Source organism: Olsenella sp. kh2p3, assembly GCA_900119625.1.
In the GTDB taxonomy this organism is placed as follows: Bacteria; Actinomycetota; Coriobacteriia; order Coriobacteriales; family Atopobiaceae; genus Tractidigestivibacter.
Genome location: FPKD01000002.1, coordinates 139,837 through 157,026, shown reverse-complemented (window position 1 = coordinate 157,026; position 17,190 = coordinate 139,837). Strand labels below are relative to the sequence as shown.

The following is a 17,190-nucleotide window of genomic DNA, read 5'->3' as shown; positions in this document are numbered from 1 at the left end:
CGTTTAGGGGGATTTCATGGGACGCATGAGCTACGCAGAACTGGCTGAAGCCGCTCGGGGACAGATGGGCAGCTGCAAGGCGTGCCCGGTCTGTGACGGGAGAGCTTGTCGCAATTGCATACCCGGCCCGGGCGCAAAGGGCACGGGGACGGTTGCCATCCGCAATTACGAGGCCTGGCAGTCCGTGATGCTTCACATGGACACCATCCACGAGCCGTATGTTCCGGACACCTCCGTGACGCTCTTTGGGCGCAAGCTCTCGCTCCCCGTGATGGTTGGCCCCCTGGGCGATGTGAACCGCCACTACGGCCCCAAGTACGACATGGAGACCTACAACAATGTGATGCTCCACGCCGCTGCGGCCGCGGGTACGCTGGGGTGGACGGGCGACGGCCTTGCGGCATCGCTCCATGAGGGCGCCTGCCGCGCCATCTCTGGACTCGACGGCTGTGGCATCTGCACCATCAAGCCGTGGTCCAAGGACGTGGTGCGAGAGAAACTTAAGGTTGCGTTCACCGCCCATCCCGTTGCCGTGGCCATGGATATCGATGGTGCGGGGCTTCCCTTCCTCAAGGGGCAGCAGCCGCCAGCAGGTGCCAAGGACGTCTCGCAGCTGCGTGAGATTGCCAAGGCATGCCACGCGGCAAACACGCCCTTTGTCCTCAAGGGAATCATGACCGAACGGGGCGCCGAGAAGGCCCTCAAGGCCGGGGCCGACGGCATTGTGGTTTCAAACCACGGCGGGCGCGTGCAGGATGGTGTTGAGACCACGGCGACGGTTCTCCCCGAGATTGCCCGCGCTGAGGGAGACGAACTTGTCGTCCTGGTTGACGGCGGCATCAGGAGCGGCGTCGACGTCTTCCGGGCCCTTGCGCTTGGGGCGAACGCGGTCCTCATGTGCCGACCGTTTGTAGTGGCGATGTACGGTGGGGGAGAGCAGGGCGTGAGGGACTTTCTCGACCAGCTGCAAGGCGAACTTGCGGACACGATGGAGATGTGCGGCGCCGAGACCGTCTCGGACATCACGGACGACCTTGTGAGCTGGTAGGCATCGGGAGGCCCGACGCGCTACGACGTCCCTGCGTCGGTGCTTCTCGGAGTCTCTTCTTATTTCAATACCGGTGACCTGCACAAATGCGGCTCGTGTTTGGATTATTGCACGTAATTTCTTGATGTAATGCTTCCCAACTGGGAAAACGCTCTATTGACGAGAAATTTCGTTCAATAACGAGAAGCGGCGGGTAATGCCACCGGCTGGCGTGGCTGCCAGCCGCGCCAGCCACGGAGTTCAGCTCCTTTTCTTAGAACCGAAAACCGCTACCTGTGGAAACGCGAGGTGAGTTTAAGAAAAGGAGCTATATTCCGCGCAAGAATGTGGTAACGGCAATTCACAGGCGAGAGGGATCCCGGCTTCGACGCCAAGTCCCTCTCGCCACGTACTTGTTCACCCTGTGGTCTACTCCCCGGTTGTGAGGAAGGTTTCCAGACGCCGGTTGAAGCGGTCCGGATACTGAATGGCCATCAGGTGACCACCCATCACATACGTGGGCGTCTTGGGGCAAAGGCTGTGCCAGTAGGGCTCCGCGACGTCTGCCCAGTGCTCGGCTATGAACATGAGCGTGGGGATCTTCTCGGACGCCTCCTGCGCAATCGCTCGGTAGTCAGAGAGGATCGCGTCGCCAAAGAGCTCGTGAGTGACCCAGAAGGGCGTCTGGTTGGACATGTCGATAAACCACTCGTACTGCTCGTCCGCGAGCGGTCCCTGCCACATGACCTCGCGCAGGTAGCTATCCCAGAAGCCTGCTGCGGTCTCCGGGTGGTTCAGCGTGCGCGTCATGATCTCCGAAAGCTTAGCCGGCGTGCCCTCCGTCCAGGCCTTAGGGTCCTCGTTGTGCGGCAGCGGGGACATGTCAACCGTCACGCAACCGGAGACGGAATCGACGCCCGCCTGCTCGAGGTAGCTCCATGCCTCAAGGTTCCCGCAGCTCCAGCCGATGAGCGTTGGCTTCTCGATGCCCTCGTGCTCCACCAGGCGGATGAGGTCACGGCCGTGTGTCTGGTAATCATTGCCAAACGGGCACTTGGTTGAGAGACCCTGGCCGCGGGGATCGACAAGGATCACGCGGTAGCTCTTGGAGAAGTGCTCCAGCTGGTGCTTGAAGACCTTGCCCGAGAAGGTGAGACCGGGGATGAAGACAAGGGCCGGCGCGTCCTTCTCGCCTGCATCCCAGAAGTGGATTTGGACATCCGGCTCAACCGTCACGTAGCGTGACTCCGTGCGCTCTGCGCTCATGGTTCTCCTTTCGTTTGCCTGCTGGCTCCATCCTAGCAGCCAAGGCGGTTGGCGGAGTTTAGCTCCATTTCTTAAAACCGTTTACGGTGACCTGCGAAAACGCGGCGGCGGTTTAAGAATCGGAGCTATTCTCAGCGAGAGGGGCGCGGGTGCTCCGCGCGAGTGGAGAGGATGCGCAGCGGGAGGGGTGTGAATGCGCAGCGGGAGGGGGCGGCCTGCTGCCCGGGAACGTGGACTCACGGCACCGGCCCGGCTTTGGTTCCAACTTTTTAAAAAAAGTTGTTGACCCAGAATTCTCGTCTGGTATAGTAATTCCCGCACCAACCCACGGGGAATTAGCTCAGTTGGGAGAGCGCGTGACTGGCAGTCACGAGGTCAGGGGTTCGAACCCCCTATTCTCCACCATACATTCAGGGCGGCGGCGTTTGCCGTCGCCCTTTTTCTTACGGGCTCATGGCGCAACGGTTAGCGCAGGGGACTCATAATCCCTGGGTTGTAGGTTCGAATCCTACTGGGCCCACCATGCCTTGCAAGCTCCTCCACCCTCAGCCGGTGGAGGAGCTTTTCCGTATCTCAAAGACGTGACGAGAAACCCTTGGCTGGCTAATGGGTATACAACTCCCGTTTGGTTGCCGCGCTTTGGCGTGGCCAGCATCGTCGATTAGGGGTTGTCCATGTCTCCGGAAGCAAAGAGGCTCAAGCTCTCTGGCATTGTTGCGCTCATTGCAGGGTGCGCCTGCGTTGTTGCGGGAATTATACTTGCGGTTCTCGGCGTCGATATCACCGATCTCTTTGTTGTGGTTGCTTCGGTGGTCGCTCTGCTCTTGGGGGCAAGAGGAGCGAGGGTTGCGAACGTTCCCTCCAACGCACCAAAGCTCATGGGTCCCTCAGCCGGGGCTACGGTAGCAACGGGTGCGCTCTGCGCTGGTGACGTTGTGTTTGCTAACGGCCAAGTGGCACCAATCGTTGTTGGTGCCGTGGCATTTTTCCTGGCGCTTCTCGTTACCATCGCAACGTCTGCCGTGAAGAAGAGCGTCGAGAAGGTCTAACCGCGCACGACAAGACTCACACGTGTGCCCAAGGTTGGTTGTCATACCTTAAAAGTACCCCTAGGCCCCCTTGCGCTTTGCCATAGAATAGGTTCGTTCGATTCTGGGCTATCGATGGCAAACGTGTGGGAGTAGACAGGCTTGGAAAGTGTGGCAACAGACAGGCGTGGCGGTTCTGTGGGTCCCGCAACCGGTGGAGGTTCGCAGTCGCCCGCAACCCGCGTACGCTCTCGGCGTGTGGCTGGCCTTGATGGCCTTCGAGTCATAGCCATTCTCGGTATTGTTATCTATCACGCGAATCCCACCTGGCTCTCTGGCGGTTTCTTTGGCGTAACGGTTTTCTTCGTAATTACTGGCTACCTTTTTACGCTCTCAATCCAGCGTGAGGTTGCACGCACTGGCTCGATTGAGTATGGGAAGCTCCTTCTCAAACGCGCAGTGCGCCTGTGGCCTACGATGCTCGCCGTTGTTGGCGTGACCGTCATCCTCACGGCCATCCTCGCCCCATACTTGCTTCCTAAAGTTCAGAGCGATGCCGTTCCGGCGCTTCTGTTCTACGAGAACATCTACTACATTGTGCGCCAGGTGTCCTACTTTGCCGCCGCTGGTGCGCCCTCGCCGCTCACGCACTTCTGGTACCTGGGCGTAGTCATGCAGTTTTACATCTTGTGGCCACCTGTGGTGCTGTTGCTCTCGCGTGTTGTGCCGTCCCGTCGTCATGCGTGCTACGCATTGTGTGCGCTCATCCTTGCCTCCTCGGTTGCCATGTGGGTGCTCTTTGACCCCACGGCGGACACAGCTCGCATCTACTACGGGTTAGATACACGTGCCGCCGAGCTTCTGGTTGGAGCCCTTCTCGCCATTGCAACCGGTGGGCGTGGAATCCGGCTGGAGAGGCTTGTGCCGGTCCTGCGGGAGCGTGGAGTGCCGGGATTTGTGTATGACGTTATTGCGCTTGGGTCGCTCTGCGGCATCGTTGCCATGATGTTTGCCTTCAATGGGTATAGCCACTTTGTGTACCGAGGCGGCATTCTTATTGCCGCTGTCCTCACGGCCCTTCTTGTTGGATGTATGTGCCGCCCTGACCACACCCTCGTTGGCCGGACCCTTGGCGTTCCCGTTCTGGCAGAGGCGGGCAAGCGGGGCTACGCTCTGTACCTGTGGCACTACCCGCTGCTTGTCATTCTCAACCCTGCCACAAAGACCACGCCCCTGCCCTGGTGGGGCTGGGTCCTCGAGTTTGCGGCAATTGTGGCGCTTTCAGAGCTCTCGTATCGTTTCCTCGAGAAGGCGCCGGCGCAGCCGCTTCCAGCCGTCCCGTCGTTTGTGGGCGCTCGCGCCGCTGGTGGGCAGCGTGGCGTTTCTCATTCAAGGCTAACGCGCGGTATCCTCGCGCAGCCGCTTCCAAGGGTAGTCATGGAAGGCGTTGGTATTGTGGCGGTTGCGGTGCTCCTGCTGGTCCCGCTCAATGCAGAGACAGCCAACACGCCGCAGGCGATGGCTGCTGGGCAGGAGTCGCCTCTTACCGAGCAGGCTGAGAGCCTCGAGAGCTACGACGACTCTGGCACGTACTTTGCCGGAACTGCGTTTGACGGTGCCTTCTCGTCCATCAACAACGTGAGCTACGACGTCGACGCCGAGACGGGCGCCACGGACGCCAAGGTCATTCTCATTGGCGACTCTGTTCCCGCGGGAGCGATCAACCAGTTCAATACCATTTTCCCCAACGGTTACATTGATGCCGTGGTGGGTCGCCAGATCTATGACGGCCCAGATGCCTATGCGCAAGACGTGGCCGCGGGACATGATGGCGATGTTGTGGTGTGGTCGCTTGGCGACAATGGCGTGGCCACCGAGGACCAGGTGAAGGCGCTCATCGAGGCTGTGGACCCCGGCAAACGCGTGTACCTCGTGACCGCCCGCGTACCCCTTGCCCTCCAGGACATCAACAACGCCCTGTTCAAGCAGGTGGCTGCAAAGTACGACAACTGCGAGGTCATAGACTGGTACGAGACAAGTGCCGGGCACGACGAGTACTTCTGGGACGATGGAACGCACCTTCGTCCCGAGGGTGCGGACGCCTACGTCTTGATGCTTCGCGCGGCAATTACGGGAAGGTAGAATTTCTCGGTTGCCAAACTTGATTGTTTTGGTAATATAGCAACTCGCACGGGCGATTGGCTCAGGGGTAGAGCACATCCTTCACACGGATGGGGTCGCTGGTTCGAATCCAGCATCGCCCACCATAGAATTTGTGAGCCCACGGATTTTTCCGTGGGCTTTTTTCTTATCTAGTATCTCTACAACACCGATATGCCGCCTGCCGGCCATCTGCTGGCATATATATCTTTTTACATTGCTGTTATGTAGTGCACACGTATACTAGCCACTGTTAGGTAAATGACGTTATCTTTAACTTTGTGTTTGGTGGCGAGATGTCATATTCGGTCGTGCTTAGGTACCGCGGACGCGAATACTTTACGCTCCTGGATAATCCAGGAGATGTTTCCTTTGGCACGCACAAGAAGGATGACATCCAAGTCTCTGGTTCCGCCGACCACTTTATGGTCCTTAAGGCCACCGCCGGCAGTGACCGCATAGACGTCAAGTGCAAAGCGCCCCTCGCAACAAGCAGGCTCGCCGTTACCCTAAACGAGCTCACTTACATTCCCATCGACACAACTAGCCCCCTGGGAGAAATCCCGGAGATCGCTGTGGATGACACGTTTAGCACGGCGCAGCTCTACATATCTCGAATTTGTGGAGAGGACACCGTCGCAGTCGACCTGCCATATCAGGGAACGATTAACGTCGGACGCGCAAGCGACAATGACGTCGTCCTCAAGTACCCAATCGTCTCTGGTCACCACCTGCGTATTGTCTGCACCAGCGGCAAGCCTCACATCGAAGACCTGGAGAGCACGAACCACACGTACATGAACGGCCTGCGCATCACCAAGACCGTCATGAAGAGCGGTGACGTTCTCTCCATCTTCACCTTCCGCTTCACGCTCGAGAGCGGCGCGCTTCACTTCCACAACATGGGGAGCGCACTCACGGTAGCCCCCGGGCTTCTCCAGCCTATCAACCTCCTCGAGCCAAAGCTCATCCCGCAGGAACTCCAGGCAAACGGATTCCCAAAATCGCTCGTCTACCATCTCTCTCCGCGAATCCGCGAGATGCTCCCCACCGACACCATCGTGCTCTCAAGCCCTCCCGCCTCCATGTCTCCCTCGGCCAGGCAGGGCATGAACTGGATGTACCTCCTCAGCAGCGGTGTCATGATGGCCACAGGCCTGGCAGGCGGCGCACTCAACCCAATCTCGCTCCTTCCTCGCATGGCGTACATGATCTCTCCTGCCGCGAGCATGATCATGTCCAAGAAGATGAGCAAGGAGGAAAAGGAGCAGATTGAGGAGTACATGAAGCTCCGTGAGCAGACCTACCAGGCCTACATCGCAAACGAGAAGGCCCGCATTGGCAAGATCGCGGACGTCCAGCGTCGCATCATGCTCCAAGAGAACCTCGCTCCCACGGCCTGCATCGAGTCGGTGCTCAAGCTCAAGCGCAACCTCTGGGAGCGCCAGCCGGTAGACAGCGACTTCCTCAACCTTCGTCTGGGAATTGGCCGCGACCTCCTCTGCGCGCAGGTGCGTGCTCGCACGAGCGAGGATGGCTACCAGATGGAGCCGGACGAGGAGCTCGAAGCGCTCACCACGCAGATAATCGAGGAGACCCGCTACGTTGACGACATCCCCGTGGAGCTTCCGCTCGAGCAGATCCAGACGGTCGGCATCATAGGGCCAACCGATGTTGTCACCTACGAGCTGAGGGCGCTCCTCGTCGAGCTTACAAGCGAGCACAGCGCATCGGACGTCCGTCTGGTGTGCTTCTTCTCGCCAGAGTCCCGCAAGTTCTGGGCAGCGCTTCGCTGGCTCCCTCACACCTGGGACGAGAGCGGACAGGTGCGTTTCACCGCCTTCAACGAGAAGCGCGCCCACACCATCTGCGACATCCTCTCAGACGTCATCCGCAAGCGCGGACTCACGAGCGAGGACAGCACTGGCGCCCCCGTGGCGAAGAAGCACGGTCCCGACGACCCTCCGGTCATACCGCACTTCGTCGTTATCGTGGACAACCCCGATGCCATGCGACGCGAACCTGTCTACGACGTGCTCACTTCGAACAACCCGTCGCTTGGCTGCACGACGATCCTTCTCGCCCAGGATGAGTACCAGCTTCCCCAAGGCTGCCAGTACATCGTGGACATGCGTGGGCGGCCTTGCGTCTTCAAGAAGGACGAGTTCGACAAGCGCATCTTCTTCGAGCAGGATGAGCACGTGCATACGAGGGACCTCGACGCGTACGCACGACGCCTTGCCGCAGTCGAGCTCTCCGGCAGTGCCGCCGAGGCCGAGATTCCCTCGTCCGTCACCTTCCTCCAGGGCTATGGCGTTCGCACACCAGAAGAGCTGAACATCCGCGAGCGCTGGGAGTCCAGCGAACCTTGGCGCACGCTGGCGGCACCCATCGGAGTCATGCGCGGAGGCAAGATCTTCTCGCTGGACGTCAAGGACGGCGACAAGTCGCATGGCCCCCACGGTCTTCTCGCCGGCACTACGGGCTCGGGCAAGTCGGAGCTTCTTCAGACCTGGATTCTCTCGATGTGCGTGAACTTCTCGCCATATGACGTGAACTTCGTGATCATCGACTACAAGGGCGGCGGCATGTCAGACCTCATGGCGCCTCTGCCGCACGTGGTGGGCAAGATTACCAACATCGACCGCAACATCGGTCGCTCGCTCGTGGCACTCAAGAGCGAGCTCAAGCGCCGCCAGAGGCTCTTTGCCGAGGTAGGCGTCAACAACATCAACAAGTACCAGAAGGCCTTCCGGGATGGAACCGCCAAGGTTCGCCTGCCGCACCTCATCCTTGTCACGGACGAGTTCGCCGAGCTCAAGAAGGAGGAGCCCGACTTCATGAAAGAGCTCAACTCCGTGGCGACCATCGGCCGTACGCTAGGCGTCCATATGCTCCTCGCAACGCAGAAGCCCGCCGGCGTGGTCAACGACCAGATCAACGCCAACTCTCGCTTCCGCATCTGCATGAAGGTGCAGGACGTGGCGGACAGCCGCGAGATGATCAAGCGCTCCGATGCCGCACGCATCACACAGTCCGGCCGTGCATACATCCGAGTGGGGGAGGACGAGTTCTTCGACCTCTTCCAATCCTTCTACAGCGCGGCGGAGTACACCGGCGGTACCCAGCATGGCTTCCAGGGCGAGAACCAGGTGCGCATTGTGGAGCCCACCGGCAACCGCATCACGCCCGTCAAGAACGCCAAGCGCAAGGCCACTGGCGAGGATGAGCTCGCCGTGATCGTGCGGCACATCAACGACGTGTGCAGCCAGCTTGGATTGGAGAAGATGGCTGGCCCGTGGCTGCCCGAGCTGCCGCACCTCATCCCCATGGCAGACGTCGCTGGCGCCCAGGTCTACGATGGCACTACATGGCCAGCCCACCAGGACAGGCTTGCCATCCCCATCGGCACCTTCGACGTCCCTGCGCAGCAGCTGCAGGGCACGCAGGTGCTGGACTTCGACAACGTTGGCCACTACGCGGTATATGGATCGCCCGGATCAGGCAAGACGACCTTCCTCAAGAGCATCATCTGCTCCCTGGCCGAGCACTTCGGGCCTGACGAGGTGCGCATGGAGATTGTGGACGCCGGAAGCTGGTCGCTCAGCGAGTTCTCGGGCATGCCACACGTTGCCCATGTGACGCTCAATCAGGACGAGGACAATGTTGCCTCCTTCGTGATGCGCATGCGCCGTGAGCTCGCAACCCGCAAGAAGGCCTTCCTGGCTCATGCAGTCAACTCGCTGCGCGCCTACCACGAGACGGTCTCGCCCACGCTTCCTGCCATCGTGATACTCGTAGACCAGCTCGGCCCGCTCTTCGAGACGTCACCTGAGTTCACTGACGTGATGTCCGACATAGCCGGCTCTGGCGCTCCGTATGGCATCCACATGGTCTATACCAACACCTCCCCGATGGGCCTGAGCTTTAAGTTCCAGCAGCTAGTCAAGGGCTGTGTGTGCCTGCAGATGTCCGACAAGGGCGACTACACCTCGCTAGTTGGCCCCACCTCGGGCATAAGCCTGCCCAACTGCCCCGGCCGCGCGCTCATGAAGGGCAACCCTCCTGTCGCCTTCCACACCGCCATGTATGCCGAGGGCGAGGAGGAGCAGGACCGCCACGCAACGGTCCTGGAGATGTGCCACAAGATGACCGAGGCATGGCAGCAGATTTCTGCAGAGAAGGAAAAGAACGCGCAAGCCGCGGCAGCCGCCTCTTCTCAGGCGCCCGGCCAAGCCCCGCAGAAGTGGCAGAGACAATCCGCCGCAGATGTCGCAATGCCTGCCACGGCGCCTGGCATCTATGCAATACGGACGCAGCTTCCTCTGGGCACGCGCTCTGAGGACTTCGAGCCCGCAGTCCTGGATCTGACCGCCAATCCCCTTGTACTTGTATCCGGAAGCGACGAGAGCCACCTGCGCCAGCTGTTCGACTCGTTGGCTGATTTGCTGTCATCGCGTCAGGATAACGGGGTCATTCGCCTTGCCCCGCAAGATGCCGAGCAGGCCGTTCAATCAGTCGCGAACCTCCTCAACGACCGGCTCAAAGACCGCAGGGCTCGCCAGACGGAGCCGGGCTTTGACGAGAAGTCCTGGCTCTCGGGCCTCCAGCAGGAGTGCCTGGTTATCGATGGCCTACCAACGGTAGCGGGCGCCCTTACCCCTGCCGGCCAGAGGACACTACGCAAGATTCTCTCAAAGGGAGGCCAATTTGGGCTCGTCGCCATAGCCTCTGCAGCCCGAGACCAGCTCGTCGGTGATGAGTTCGACCTTGTCACGGACCTTGCCGTGAATGCCGGGGCGGCAATCGTCTCGGGCGGGGCAGTTGGCGACTACCACTTCCTGCACATTTCACCAGATGACCCCTGCGGCATTGCATACCTCGATGATAACGAGAGCGCACTCGTGGTCGACAACCGTGTGACCCTCTTTAAGAGAGGGGGCGCACTATGAGGGATTTTGTGATCGTCACGGTCTCTGACACCATGAAGAACTTTGACTATGACCTGGAACTGCCAACTGGCGAGGACTCTCGATCCTTAGCGAGTGACATTGCGCAGGTACTCAAGGCTTACGACCCAACTCGTATCAAGTTTGGCCCACCATACCAGCTCTTTTGTCAGCGTCTCAACCGTGTGTTGACAGATGGGGAGACGCTGGCAGATGCAGGGGTCTGGAGCGGGGACCGTCTGGTTATCAACGGCACATACAAGTAGGACTACAGGCATGAGGAAGGAAGGTGGTGCCATGAGAGACCTTACGATAACCCCGATGGAGCTCTACTTCCTTGGAAAGCTCTTGGGCGCTCGCTACATCGACTATGGCTACATCGCCGCCATGCCGGACATCACGAAGCGTCCGGCCATACGCGAGCAAGAGACCATGGAGCTTCTTGAGGACGAGGGACTCATCGAGACCGACTTCTCCGGCGATGCCGAGGTCATGCCGGAGGTGGCAGATTTTCTCCATCCGGTGCTCTTCTCTGGCAGGGAGGCACGTCTGCGAATCGGGGAGGCCGTCCACACCTTCCATCTGGAGGATGGGCGCGCCGTAGAGGGCACGCTCGATGGCGGGACAATCGCCTTCCATGAGGTGAGCGACCAGGACATCTACGCGCTTCTGGCAGGCGGGGATGCCGCAGTGATCCAGCTGGCGGATGTCCGGACAGGATACAGCCGCAAGGAATACGGAGAAGACGAGCTTCTGGACGCCAAAGCATGCGCCCAGGCCGTCGCGTTACTGAAGGGAGCTGCATAGCATGCCGAACCTGACGAACGAGAGTGGCGCCGTCATGATCAACAGCGATGCCGCGGCATCGGACATCGCAAAAATCAAGACGGCGATGCAAGAGCTCACGGATGCACAGGATGCAATCGCGAGGCTCAAGAATGGGGCTGCAGACATGCAGGGGAGCATTCCGACGGCCATCGTCGAGCAGTGCGAGAGGCTCGAGAAACAGATCTCCAATCTGAACTCCCACCTCACGGCTGCCCAGAACCTCATCAGCCAGACCGTCTGGAAGTACACCGAGATGGATGCGCAGCTCGCGCAGAAGATCCAGGGAGGGAGCGTCTAGCAATGTCCAGGATCACCATTGATTTCGAGGGGCTCACCGATGCTGTCAACAGGATGAACAGCGCCATCGAGTCCTATTCGTCCCTCAATAGCAATCTGGGCTCTGTCGTGCAGGGCATCGGCGATAGCTGGGGCGGTCAGGCCGCCAACGCCTACACCGAAGTCATGTCCCAGTACATGAAGCAGGCCAACCAGATGGTCGATGTGCTCGATGCGTTCAAGCAGTATGCAGGATCTGTCGAGAGCAACTTCCAGAATCTCGATCAGCAGTGCGCACAGATGATCCGGAACGCCTTCTAGGAAGGGGATGAGACAGCATGGCAGGTGTGACATTCAATATCGATACCGAGGAGCTGAGGTCGCTTGCCCAGACGGCAAGCCAGCTCAATGACTCGCTGACCGATGCAGAGGCGCAGCTCAACGCCATTACGGTGCATAACGACTGGTACTGCTCGGAGAGAACCAGGATCAACCAGTACACCCTTGAGAACCGCATGCTTGCTACGACGCTGCAGTCCAATGCCGAGGCCTTCTACAACGCGGTCAAGCAGTCCTCGGACCTTGCCGATGAGGCAGAGCAGCGCTACATCCAGCAGCAGGGCAACCTCGACGACGTCATTGCCACAATCGTGAATGCTGTTCCCGCAATCGAGGGGACATCCACGGTGGATACTCCCAGCATTGCTGACTTCAGCAATACGATCTTGTACTAAGGAGCGCAATCATGTCAGAGGTCAAATTCTCTCAGATGTCGCTCCAGGAACAGGCGACGGAGATTGCCAACCTTCAGCAGCAGTACGACGATACATTCCAGACGGTCAAAAGCATTCTCGACCTCATGAATGGCAGTTGGAGCGAAGGGCTTGCAAGCAACTTCACGGGTAAAATCGGTAGCGCGCAGAAATCGTTCTCAAGCATCCTGAGCATGCTCGCCAATGGCTCGAGTGCCGCCAAGATCGCAGCCCTCTCGTACTCGGAGGTCGGCTCGGTCCTGCAGTCGCTCATCAGCTCCGTCACGGGCGAAAGCACGGCCACCGAACGGGCAGGTGCCTATACAGCCGGAGGCGGAGGATACTCCGCGGGGGGCGGTGGTGAAGACTCGTTTGGTGGGAACATGTCCGCCATCGCTAACTACATCGAGGGTGCCGACCTTAACTCGAACCAGGCCGCCACTCTCAAGGAGTTCCTCAAGTTGGCTGGTGACGACCCGCAGGTCTTAAAGTCACTTGGTGTCTCGAGTGATGAAGTCGTCGGTTACGTTCAGGATATCGTGAACGGCGACTACAAGACAGTTCTGCAAAAAATCGAAGACAAGGGTCTGAACAAGGTCGTAAGCAAGACTCTTGAATCCGATTGGGCAAAGAACTGCGGAATCACGGGATCGAACGACTCTGCCATCTCGGAGTTAGGAAAAGCGCTGAGCGGCGGCACGATCGATTTGGCTGGCGAGCAGTCATCTGTCATCAAGAACTCTGTCAAAGAGTCAGCTACGGGAGCCGTTAACATCGCGACCACTATTGCTAACGGCGGCTCTCTTGGTGATGTCGTCAAGACAGCAGCTGAAACGACCTGGAATGCCGTGCCGGGCAACATCATCGAGACGGTTGGTCAGGGAGCCGAGGACTTCATTATGGGCGACGCAACTGATGGGAAGGGTCTGAATGCCGACCCTGTCTTCGGCTACTTCCGGAACGTCGCGAAAGAAGAGTATTCAGAGCGTGGCGTGTCCAACATCTATGAGATGGTCGGCAGCTCCATGGACATGGTTCACGAAGCGATAACCGGCGAGACGGACAGCTATTACCAGAACTACTACGCGACCCACAGCGTGGGCGATGTCATCGACGACGGCGTCGATGCGGTTAAGTATGTGGCTGGCAATCTCTTCCATTCAGTGTTCAGCAAGTAAGCGGAGCATCCCATCAGTCCCCAAGATTCCCATTGGAGAAAACCATGAACAGAATCCTTCCCATCGGTTCCGTTGTCATGCTCGAGGGTGGACAGGTGCCACTGATGATCATCGGGTACATGCAGCAGTTTGGTCAGCAGCCCGATGCGTTCGCAGACTATCTGGGCGTTCCCTATCCCGCGGGGAGCGTAAGCCTAATGTCGCAGCTTGGCTTCCAGATGACTGACATCGACCATGTCATTTTCGAAGGTTACAAGGACGAGTCCTTCGAGCCCTACGAAAAGCTCCTGAAGTTCGTGGAAGCTCGCCACACCGAAGAGCTTGCGGCAGCCGGTGAGCTCACCGCTCAGGACGCCACCGTGGCGCAGAATGAAGACTAGCAGTAACACCATCCTTGTCTTCCTGCGCCCACGAACAGAGGGGGATCCGGCACTATGGGCATCATGAATTTCATTGACGCTGCGGTTGGTAGACTGCCAGTCCCCCTCTACTGCGCCTGTGGATGTAATACGGGGAAGAGACGCCCAAAGAACGAAGACAACTTCTGCTTCGATGGTGACTACCTCCAAGACCCAAATAACGTGAAGTCTTTGGGCGACGAGGTGCTTACCATGCGAGTGGGTGGCGTGGACTGGGAGACGGGCTTCCCACGTCTCTTTGGTGTTTTCGATGGCATGGGCGGCGGCGACTACGGCGAGGTCGCTTCCGAGAAGGCCGCACATATAGTGCATGACTGGTTGGTCGATCGCGATAAGATCGCAGATGACGAGCTTGATGGGGTCGAGAATAGCCTTGCTGCCTTGTGCCTCTTGATTAACCAAGAGGTTTACCACACGGCCTTCAACCTTGGCTCTGAGCAGATGGGTTCCACCCTTGCAATGCTCTACTTCCTAAGCGGATACGTGTGGACCGTAAACCTAGGTGACAGCCGAGTCTTCCGCGTTCGCAATGGGAATATGCGGCAGCTCTCTGTTGACCATACCGACGAGGAAGAGATGCGGGCTGTGGGCATCGTGGACAGGAAGCCCATGCTCACGCAGTACCTGGGCATCAATCCAGAAGTCTTCAATCTCGAACCCTCGGTAAGCAGGAGAACCGTGAAGAGGGGAGACGTCTACCTCGTCTGCAGCGACGGACTGACTGACATGGTTCAGGAAGACCGCATCTGCGAGATTCTAGACGAGGGAAAGAGTCCCGAGGAGTGCGTTCGCAAGCTTATCCGCTCTGCACTTGAGGCTGGCGGCAGAGACAACATCACCACGCTTGTCATCTTCGCCGGCTAATCGCCACATTTTATTACTTCGTTTATCTTAAGAGGAGCAGGACCATGCCCGACACCCCAGACATCATCATCCCCTGGCCGGATTGGCAATTGGTTCGCCGTCTCGGCCGCGGCTCCTACGGAAGCGTGTGGGAGATCGAGCGCAATGTGGCCGGCGAGCCCGAGAGATGCGCCCTGAAGGTCGTGAGCATTCCCCCGGAGGGCGACTGGGACGGTTCGCTCGGCCTTGGCTACGACGAGGGCACCCTCTCGGAGAGCTACGGCAAACAGGCCGACCAGGTCCTGCGCGAGTACCAGCTCATGGCGTCGCTCTCTCATCCCAACGTGGTCGCCTGCCGTGACGTGGCCAAGGTGTCTCACGCCGGGGACCCAGGATGCGACGTCCTCATCCGCATGGAGCTCCTCACGCCCCTCCCGAGATGGCTTAGGGGCAGGGACGCCGACCCGCGCCTCGCGGCGAGGGTCGGCCGCGACATCGCCAGGGCCCTGGAGGCGTGCGAGAAGAGGGGGGTGGTCCACCGCGACGTGAAGCCCGCCAACATCATGGTGGACGGCTACGGCGACTTCAAGCTCGGCGACTTCGGCGTCGCCCGCACCCTTGAGGGCACGCGCACCGCGACCGTGGCAGGCACTCAAAGCTTCATGGCGCCCGAGGTGGAGAGACACGGGCGCTACAACCAGACGGTCGACATCTACTCCCTCGGCCTCGTGATGTGGTGGATGCTCGACGGGTACCGCGGGCCGTTCATGCCGGCCGGGAGCATCGCCCCGGGCGACGCGGCGCGCGCGGAGGCCATGAGGCTCCAGGGCGAGCCGATCCCCGCCCCCGACGGCTGCCCGCCCGAGCTCGCACGCATAGTCCTCAAGGCCTGCGCCTACAGGCCGGATGACCGCTACCAGTCAGCCGCGGAGATGGTCGAGGGCCTGGATGCGTTCCTGGCAGGAAGGCGGATCCCCGCCCCCGAGCCGATGGTGCCCGAGCCGGTTGCGCCCGATAGCCCACATTCCGCCGTTGACGAGAACGACTGGAATGACCTCGGTGGCGAGACCGTCGGAAAGGGCTATGGCACCGGCGCGGGTTTGGGCGCTCCCCCTATAGATGCTGGTCCAACGATAGCAAATCCGGTGGAACCTCTGTTTGGCAAACCAGCGAATGTCAACGGTGGCACACCCCAGAGCCTGGGTGAGGTGAAGGCAATGGGCGTGGGGGCGCATTGGTACTTCGACGTGCGCTCCCTGCTTGTTGCGTGCACAGCAATGTTCTTGGGAAAGTTTGCGGCTAGTACGCTGTTCCAGCTTTTGTCGCCTCTTCTTCGGTGTCTGATGGGGGTGGATGTACAATCTGCTAGCACGTTGAAATACGGCGAGGACGTATCTTTGAGTTCCTCGATAGTCATATATCTAATTGAGTTTCTGTTTGTCGTTGCAGTCTGCGTTGCGGCGTATTTCGTGTTACGCAGGGTCTTGCGGCGAGACAACGCTCTCGGCGACGTTTATCTCTCGTCGCTTGTAATTGGGATCGGCCTTGAAAGCTGGACTCTTCTTCTTCTCAATCTAGTTCCGAGTTTTATTATTGACCGGGTGCTAATGGGAATAGCTTCTTTGTCTTCTTACGTACGTTATAACTCATCTGAGTTCATCCCTTACGTGCTGGTCATCATCGCCTCCTCGTTTTGGTTAACAAAGAACGCCGGAAAGCTTAAGGCTACTTTCACCCGCATCAGCCCATTACCCATTGGGGGAGATTCCGATCACGGCTTTACTTCATCCAAGGCAATCGTGCTAGGGCTATTTGGGCTTGGCGGCGTAAATGGCATACCAGCTGCTATTGGTTTGACCTGGATCTATATGAGCAATTATTCCTTTGGTCACGTTGAGCCATATGTCATTTCTTACGCGATTACCGCAGTTGTGGAAGTAATCCCCACCATCTGGTTCTGTCTGCACCGAGACGCGCAATCACGTATATATGCGCAGCTATGCATAATTATCCTTGTGTCAAACGTCGTCGATAGCTTCGTTGTAATCGTTACGTACTACTCGACCATCGTGAATCTCATAGCGGCAATCGTCCTGCTCGTCGTTTGCCTGCCGGTAGCCCTCCGCTCGGGTTCCGAGGAAAAGGCAAGCAGTCTGGTTCCGTTGCTTGAGACTGGGGTCCTGGCGTACAGCGCAGTAAACGCAGTTATGTATGCATATGACACCCTTCAATTCTACGTCGGAGGGTTCTCTGCTCAAGGGTACTGGGACCAACTAACGGGCTCGGCAATGCTTTTTGCCATCATTACGGGCATTTCCGCCTTTGCGATCTACCGGTACATCCATAAGGATACGCAAGTGGCAGAAAGAGCCGCCTCGAGTCAACAGTGAACGCCAGCACACGGCTCTTGGTGCCTTCGACTAGTTATCAATCCTTGAACGATTTCCAATGATGATTTCAGTTA

The 17,190-nt window shown here is 58.9% G+C and carries 14 protein-coding genes and 3 tRNA genes; 16 read left to right on the top strand and 1 reads right to left on the bottom strand.

The features are described 5' to 3' along the window. The first annotated feature begins 16 nt into the window (after positions 1–16). A complete protein-coding gene (locus BT122_RS04110; protein ID WP_353612545.1) occupies positions 17–1,048 on the top strand; it encodes an alpha-hydroxy-acid oxidizing protein in 1,032 nt (343 codons plus the stop codon). A 408-nt stretch (positions 1,049–1,456) separates the two neighbouring features. Here the strand turns inward: BT122_RS04110 and BT122_RS04105 are convergent, their stop codons facing one another. Continuing rightward, a complete protein-coding gene (locus BT122_RS04105) occupies positions 1,457–2,293 on the bottom strand; it encodes an alpha/beta fold hydrolase (protein WP_072354719.1) in 837 nt (278 codons plus the stop codon). 329 nt (positions 2,294–2,622) lie between these two features. Here BT122_RS04105 and BT122_RS04100 point away from each other — a divergent pair. The 15 genes from BT122_RS04100 (at position 2,623) to BT122_RS04030 (ending at position 17,116) form a co-directional block, all read left to right on the top strand. Further along, positions 2,623–2,698, top strand: a tRNA-Ala gene (locus BT122_RS04100). Between the two features lie 42 nt (positions 2,699–2,740). Next, positions 2,741–2,816, top strand: a tRNA-Ile gene (locus BT122_RS04095). Positions 2,817–2,967: 151 nt separating this feature from the next. Beyond that, on the top strand, positions 2,968–3,342 hold the full coding sequence (locus tag BT122_RS04090) for a hypothetical protein (protein ID WP_072354718.1): 375 nt from the start codon (positions 2,968–2,970) through the stop codon (positions 3,340–3,342). Positions 3,343–3,492: 150 nt separating this feature from the next. Continuing rightward, entirely contained in the window at positions 3,493–5,463 is a 1,971-nt protein-coding gene (locus BT122_RS04085; protein ID WP_286130310.1) for an acyltransferase family protein, read from the top strand. A gap of 50 nt (positions 5,464–5,513) precedes the next feature. After that, positions 5,514–5,588: transfer RNA gene (locus tag BT122_RS04080), tRNA-Val, on the top strand. A gap of 189 nt (positions 5,589–5,777) precedes the next feature. Continuing rightward, a complete protein-coding gene (gene essC, locus BT122_RS04075) occupies positions 5,778–10,433 on the top strand; it encodes a type VII secretion protein EssC (protein ID WP_072354716.1) in 4,656 nt (1,551 codons plus the stop codon). Then, positions 10,430–10,696, top strand: a complete 267-nt coding sequence (locus BT122_RS04070; protein ID WP_059054406.1) for an EsaB/YukD family protein — start codon at positions 10,430–10,432, stop codon at positions 10,694–10,696. The genes essC and BT122_RS04070 overlap by 4 nt, the downstream gene beginning before the upstream one ends. Before the next feature lie 31 nt (positions 10,697–10,727). Continuing rightward, complete coding sequence (locus BT122_RS04065; RefSeq protein ID WP_072354715.1) at positions 10,728–11,237, top strand: hypothetical protein; 510 nt, start codon at positions 10,728–10,730, stop codon at positions 11,235–11,237. A gap of 1 nt (position 11,238) precedes the next feature. Beyond that, complete coding sequence (locus BT122_RS04060; protein ID WP_059054402.1) at positions 11,239–11,556, top strand: hypothetical protein; 318 nt, start codon at positions 11,239–11,241, stop codon at positions 11,554–11,556. Positions 11,557–11,558: 2 nt separating this feature from the next. Beyond that, complete coding sequence (locus tag BT122_RS04055; protein ID WP_072354714.1) at positions 11,559–11,855, top strand: WXG100 family type VII secretion target; 297 nt, start codon at positions 11,559–11,561, stop codon at positions 11,853–11,855. A 17-nt stretch (positions 11,856–11,872) separates the two neighbouring features. After that, the gene (locus BT122_RS04050; RefSeq protein WP_072354713.1) at positions 11,873–12,268 is read left to right on the top strand and encodes a hypothetical protein; all 396 of its coding nucleotides are present in this window, start codon (positions 11,873–11,875) and stop codon (positions 12,266–12,268) included. 11 nt (positions 12,269–12,279) lie between these two features. Beyond that, positions 12,280–13,464, top strand: coding sequence for a hypothetical protein (locus BT122_RS04045; protein ID WP_072354712.1), 1,185 nt, complete (start codon positions 12,280–12,282; stop codon positions 13,462–13,464). Between the two features lie 44 nt (positions 13,465–13,508). Then, positions 13,509–13,844 (top strand): DUF4176 domain-containing protein, encoded by a 336-nt coding sequence (locus tag BT122_RS04040; RefSeq protein WP_072354711.1) that lies wholly within the window; start codon positions 13,509–13,511, stop codon positions 13,842–13,844. A gap of 54 nt (positions 13,845–13,898) precedes the next feature. Then, positions 13,899–14,747, top strand: a complete 849-nt coding sequence (locus BT122_RS04035) for a PP2C family protein-serine/threonine phosphatase (RefSeq protein WP_072354710.1) — start codon at positions 13,899–13,901, stop codon at positions 14,745–14,747. 44 nt (positions 14,748–14,791) lie between these two features. Continuing rightward, positions 14,792–17,116, top strand: coding sequence for a serine/threonine protein kinase (locus BT122_RS04030; protein ID WP_072354709.1), 2,325 nt, complete (start codon positions 14,792–14,794; stop codon positions 17,114–17,116). Positions 17,117–17,190: the final 74 nt, after the last annotated feature.